This is a genomic window from Streptomyces sp. NPDC054932, from assembly GCF_053610205.1.
This window is the reverse complement of the sequence record NZ_JBSGXU010000330.1, coordinates 1-5,138: the sequence shown is the minus strand read 5'-3', so window position 1 is coordinate 5,138 and position 5,138 is coordinate 1. Positions and strand designations below refer to the sequence as shown.

At 69.8% G+C, this 5,138-nt stretch carries 6 protein-coding genes; 3 read left to right on the top strand and 3 right to left on the bottom strand.

All coding sequences use genetic code 11. The features are described 5' to 3' along the window. Positions 1–205: 205 nt before the first annotated feature. Positions 206–673: an RDD family protein gene (locus ACWGE1_RS40115; protein ID WP_453425409.1), complete on the bottom strand. Its 468-nt coding sequence runs from the start codon at positions 671–673 to the stop codon at positions 206–208. A 185-nt stretch (positions 674–858) separates the two neighbouring features. On the opposite strand from ACWGE1_RS40115, the gene glnA reads away from it, so the two are divergent. Further along, positions 859–2,268 (top strand): type I glutamate--ammonia ligase, encoded by a 1,410-nt coding sequence (glnA, locus tag ACWGE1_RS40110; protein ID WP_453425408.1) that lies wholly within the window; start codon positions 859–861, stop codon positions 2,266–2,268. 168 nt (positions 2,269–2,436) lie between these two features. Continuing rightward, the gene (locus tag ACWGE1_RS40105) at positions 2,437–2,955 is read left to right on the top strand and encodes a hypothetical protein (protein WP_453425407.1); all 519 of its coding nucleotides are present in this window, start codon (positions 2,437–2,439) and stop codon (positions 2,953–2,955) included. 66 nt (positions 2,956–3,021) lie between these two features. On the opposite strand, the gene ACWGE1_RS40100 is transcribed toward ACWGE1_RS40105, so the two are convergent. Next, positions 3,022–3,678 carry a TetR/AcrR family transcriptional regulator gene (locus ACWGE1_RS40100; RefSeq protein ID WP_453425406.1) on the bottom strand — a complete coding sequence of 219 codons (657 nt, stop codon included), beginning with the start codon at positions 3,676–3,678 and terminating at the stop codon, positions 3,022–3,024. An 86-nt stretch (positions 3,679–3,764) separates the two neighbouring features. On the opposite strand from ACWGE1_RS40100, the gene ACWGE1_RS40095 reads away from it, so the two are divergent. After that, positions 3,765–4,535, top strand: coding sequence for an SDR family NAD(P)-dependent oxidoreductase (locus ACWGE1_RS40095; RefSeq protein WP_453425405.1), 771 nt, complete (start codon positions 3,765–3,767; stop codon positions 4,533–4,535). Here the strand turns inward: ACWGE1_RS40095 and ACWGE1_RS40090 are convergent, their stop codons facing one another. Next, on the bottom strand, positions 4,536–5,054 hold the full coding sequence (locus ACWGE1_RS40090; protein ID WP_453425404.1) for a DUF4240 domain-containing protein: 519 nt from the start codon (positions 5,052–5,054) through the stop codon (positions 4,536–4,538). Between the last annotated feature and the right edge of the window lie 84 nt (positions 5,055–5,138).

The window sequence follows — 5,138 nt, the reverse complement described above, 5'->3', positions numbered from 1 at the left end:
GGCTCGGGGGGCACCCCTGTGTCGTACGGGTCTTCCCGGCGTCCTAGGGGGTGTCTTGTCGATCGGGCCGGATCAGGGAGCGGTGTCCGGTGCCGTGGATCGCAAGGCGGACGAGGGAGGCGACGCGGAGCGTCATCGACCGAGGACAACGTGGCGAGGCGCGGTGCCGGGCGCCGCGAGCCCGGCCCGATCGGCAAGACACCCCCTAGATGCGGACCTGGACGGCGCGCGCCAGCCGGTCGTGCAGACCGCGGCCGTCCCGGTCCCAGATCAGCGCCGGGATGACCAGGGCCAGCAGCAGCGTGCGCAGGACCACCCGGAGGACGCCGAGGCGCCCGCCGGACTCCGAAACCACCCGGAGGCCCAGGATCCGCTTGCCGGGGGTGAAGCCCACGGTGCCGACCGTCAGGATGGTCAGGGCCACGAAGAGCGCGAGGGTCCAGTTGCCCGCAGCGGCCAGGTTGCCGCCCGTGATCAGCCCGTAGGCAATCAGCTGGCAGCCGATCCAGTCGATCGCGACGGCGCCGAGCCGGCGCCCGAAGCGGGCCACCGAGCCGGGCCCCTGCTGGGGCAGGCCGAGCTGCTGACCCGGATAGCCGAAGTCGACGCCCATGTCCTCGGCGGCCGCGCGGGGGCCGGAGAGCCAGGATCCGATTGCCTGTCTGTTGTCCACCCGAACACGGTACCCGTGGCGCCGCACGGCCCTCCGCCGGGACCCTGGTTAACTTGTGCGAAACAAATGGGTCATGCTTGGGAAATCCCGTCTGCTTATGGTCGGGTCAGCGTGCGGCACCGCACTGACGCACCACGAGCTATAAAGCCCGTCCCTGCCCCGGGGGCGGGAGTAGGAGGAGTTGGATGTTCAAGAACGCCGACGAAGTGAAGCAGTACATCGAGGAGAACGACGTCAAGTTCGTTGACGTCCGCTTCTGTGACCTGCCTGGTGTGATGCAGCACTTCACCATCCCGGCGCGAGCGTTCGACCCGGCGGAGGAGCTCGCCTTCGACGGATCCTCGATCCGCGGCTTCCAGGCGATCCACGAGTCCGACATGGCTCTGCGCGCCGACATCACCACCGCGCGTCTGGACCCGTTCCGCAAGGACAAGACGCTCAACATCAACTTCTTCATCCACGACCCGATCACGGGTGAGGCCTACAGCCGCGACCCGCGCAACATCGCGAAGAAGGCCGAGGCGTACCTCGCCTCCACCGGCATCGCCGACACCGCGTTCTTCGGCCCCGAGGCCGAGTTCTACGTGTTCGACAGCGTGCGCTTCGCGACCTCCGCGAACGAGGGCTTCTACCACATCGACTCCGAGGCCGGCGCCTGGAACACGGGCTCCGAGGAGAACAACCGTGGCTACAAGGTCCGCTACAAGGGTGGTTACTTCCCCGTAGCCCCGGTCGACCACTTCGCCGACCTGCGCGCCGAGATCTCCCTCGAGCTGGACGCCCAGGGCCTGCAGGTCGAGCGTCAGCACCACGAGGTCGGCACCGGTGGCCAGGCCGAGATCAACTACAAGTTCAACACGCTGCTCGCCGCGGCCGACGACCTGATGCTCTTCAAGTACATCGTGAAGAATGTCGCCTGGCGCAACGGCAAGACCGCGACCTTCATGCCGAAGCCGATCTTCGGTGACAACGGCTCGGGCATGCACGTGCACCAGTCGCTGTGGGCGAACGGCGACCCGCTGTTCTACGACGAGGCCGGCTACGCGGGCCTGTCGGACACCGCCCGCTACTACATCGGCGGCATCCTCAAGCACGCCCCGTCGCTGCTGGCGTTCACCAACCCGACGGTGAACTCCTACCACCGCCTGGTGCCGGGCTTCGAGGCGCCGGTCAACATGGTGTACTCGCAGCGCAACCGCTCCGCCGCCATGCGCATCCCGATCACGGGCTCGAACCCGAAGGCCAAGCGCGTCGAGTTCCGCGCGCCGGACCCGTCCTCGAACCCGTACCTCGCCTTCTCGGCGCTGCTCCTCGCGGGCCTCGACGGCATCAAGAACAAGATCGAGCCGATGGAGCCGATCGACAAGGACCTCTACGAGCTCTCGCCCGACGAGCACGCGAGCGTCCCGCAGGTCCCGACCAGCCTCGAGGACGTCCTCAAGGCCCTGGAGGAGGACCACGAGTACCTCCTGGCCGGCGGTGTCTTCACCCCCGACCTGATCGAGACCTGGATCGACTACAAGCGCACGCACGAGATCGCCCCGATCGCGCAGCGTCCGCACCCGCACGAGTTCGAGCTCTACTTCGACCTCTAAAAATGCCTGATGGGAGGCCCCCCGCCACTCTCCACGGAGAGCGGCGGGGGGCCTTTCCGCTTTGACAGGGCGGCAGGGGGGAGTGAGGGTGGAAATGACCTAAAAGTCTAATAAGCGATACATGTTCGGAGGTGCATGAACATGCGCCGAAGGGTCGTTGCGGCAGTCATGGCAGGAGCCGCAGGAATCACCATCGGTCTGCTGCCCGTCGCCAGCGCCTCGGCCTCGGCCGTCGCGGGGAGCGGCGGACACGGCAACTGGCGGTGCTCGGAGTACCGGTACGACCGCTGGAACGAGTGCTGCAACCGCGACTGGCGCGACCGGCCCAGTTGGTGCTGGGACCGGGGCGGAGTCGGCGGGTACAACGACAACTGGCGCGACAACAACTGGCGCGACAACAACTGGCACGACTCCAACTGGAACGACTCCGGCCGCGGCGGCAACGGTGACTGGGGCAACCACGGTGACTGGAGCAGCGGCCGTGGCGGCAACGGCGGCGACGGTGGCGGCAACTGGGGCGGCCGTGGTGGTGACGGCGGCGGCGACTGGGGCGGCCGCGGTGGCAACGGCGGCGACGGTGGCGGCAACTGGGGCGGCAGCGGCGGTCGCGGTGGCGACGGCGGCGGTGGCTGGGGCGGCGGCGGCGGGGGCGGCGGTGGCGGTGGTGGCGGCGGCTGGGGTGGCTGAGCCCGCCGAGCCCCACTGGGAAACGTAGCCGAACAGACCCGAATCGATGCCCCTGGTCCGCCGGTCCTACCGGAGGAGCAGGGGCATCGCCCCTGTCAGGTCGCGCAGGCAGCGGACCGCGAGTTCCGCCGGGGAGCCGGTGCCCGAGACCGGTGCGTCCGTCGTCGACCACAGTTCCAGCGAAACGCGGATCGCGTCCGTGGCCGCCGCCGCGAGCAGGCGTACTTCCAGGGGGTCGGCCTCCGGGCCCACCAGCCGGGTGATCACCGGGACCAGGTGCTCCTCGGAGTCCTGGTTCACGCGGTACCAGACCGCGCGCAGGGCCTGGTCGTCCGCCGCCGCGCGCAGCAGACCCCGGGTCACCTCCAGGCCCTCCTCGACCGCCTGCTGTCCGCTCAGTGACCGGGTGACCGCACGCTCCAGCGCCTCGGCCAGCGGCGTGCCGGGATCCTCCTCGGCCAGCAGCGCGCGCCAGGCGTCACCGCCGCCCGCCAGCAGCGGGGCCACGGCCTCCTGCTTGTTGCGGAAGTAGCGGTAGAAGGTGCGCAGCGCCACCCCGGCACGGTGGGCGATGTCCTCGGCGGTGGTGCCGTCGGGGCCGTGTTCGGCGAACAGCTCGCAGGCCGCACGGGCGATGTCGAGCTGGGTGGCGGCCTTGCGGCGCTCGGTCAGCGACTGGGCTCCGGGGCCGGCCTGGGGAGAGTACGGACGAGGGGATCTCACGAATGAAGCGTACCCTTCACGAACCCGGGCGATTGCATTCATTGTCGCCATGGCAAAACGTGCCACAGCTTGGGTACGCTCGCGCCATGAACCGTTACGAAGGACGTCGTGTCCTCATCACCGGCGGCGGCTCCGGCATCGGCCGGGCCACCGTCCACCGCATCCTCGCCGAGGGCGGCCGGGTCCACACCGTGGACGTCAGCGAGGCCGGTCTCAAGGACACCGCCGACCGGGCGGCCGCCGACGGCCACGCGGCCCGCCTCACCACCGCGCTCCTCGACATATCCGACGAGAACGCCGTCAAGGAGGGCGTGGCCGCCGCGGCCGCCGCCCTCGGCGGGATCGACGTACTGGTCAACGCCGCCGGCATCCTGCGCTCCGGGCACACCCACGAGACCACCCTCGACCTGTGGAACCAGGTCATCGGGGTCAACCTGACCGGCACCTTCCTGATGATCCGCGAATCGCTCCCGGCACTGCTCGAAGGCGACCAGCCGGTCGTCGTGAACTTCAGCTCCACCTCGGCGTCCTTCGCGCACCCCTACATGTCCGCCTACGCGGCCAGCAAGGGCGGCATCCAGTCCATGACCCACGCGCTGGCCGCCGAGTACAGCAAGCAGGGCCTGCGGTTCGTCAGCGTCGCACCCGGCTCCATCGAGAGCGGCATGACCACCGGCACCGGCCCCGGCCTGCCGCAGGACACCGACTGGTCCCTCTTCACCAAGCTCGCCCCCGCCCTCGGACAGGGCTTCGCGGGCCCGCAGACCGTCGCCGGCGTCGTCGCCATGCTGGGCTCCGAGGACGGCGCCTTCATCACCGGCACGGAGATCCGCATCGACGGCGGCACGCACTACTGATCAGGCACGGAACCGGTCCCACAGCCGGGGGAAGCGCTCCGCGAGCACGGCTTCGTTCTCGAAGTCCAGCGCAGCGCCCTCCGGCTCCGCCGCCTGCAGCGGGATGCCCAGATCCGGCGCCACCGCCCCGGTCAGCTGCTCGTACGCCTCGTCCGCCGCGTACCCCAGCTCCTCGCCGTCCCCATCGATCTCCTCGTCGAAGTCGCCCAGGAGCTCCGCCAGCTGGTCGGGATCGTGCACCCCGCCCTCGAACACCTCCCGCCCCTGGCCGATGAGCCAGCAGCGGAAGTAGTCGAAGGCGTCATCGCTCGCCCCGTCGAGCAGCACCCAGGCGGCACCCCACAGGTCCCAGGTGTACGCCCGGTTGTACCGGGACTCGAAGTGCCGGGCGAAGTCCAGGACGGAGTCCGGGTCGAGCTGAGCGAGACGCTCCACGAGCACCTCGGCGTGTTCCTCGGGGTCGCCCTCGGCGGCCTCGCGGGAACGGTCCACGATCTCCCAGAACTCCGTCTCGTCCATCACCGCTCCAGCATCACGGGTCCACTCCGGCGCCGCCACCGCGCTTACGGCGAAAGGCCGGTGTCCGCCCCCTCTGCGGGGCGG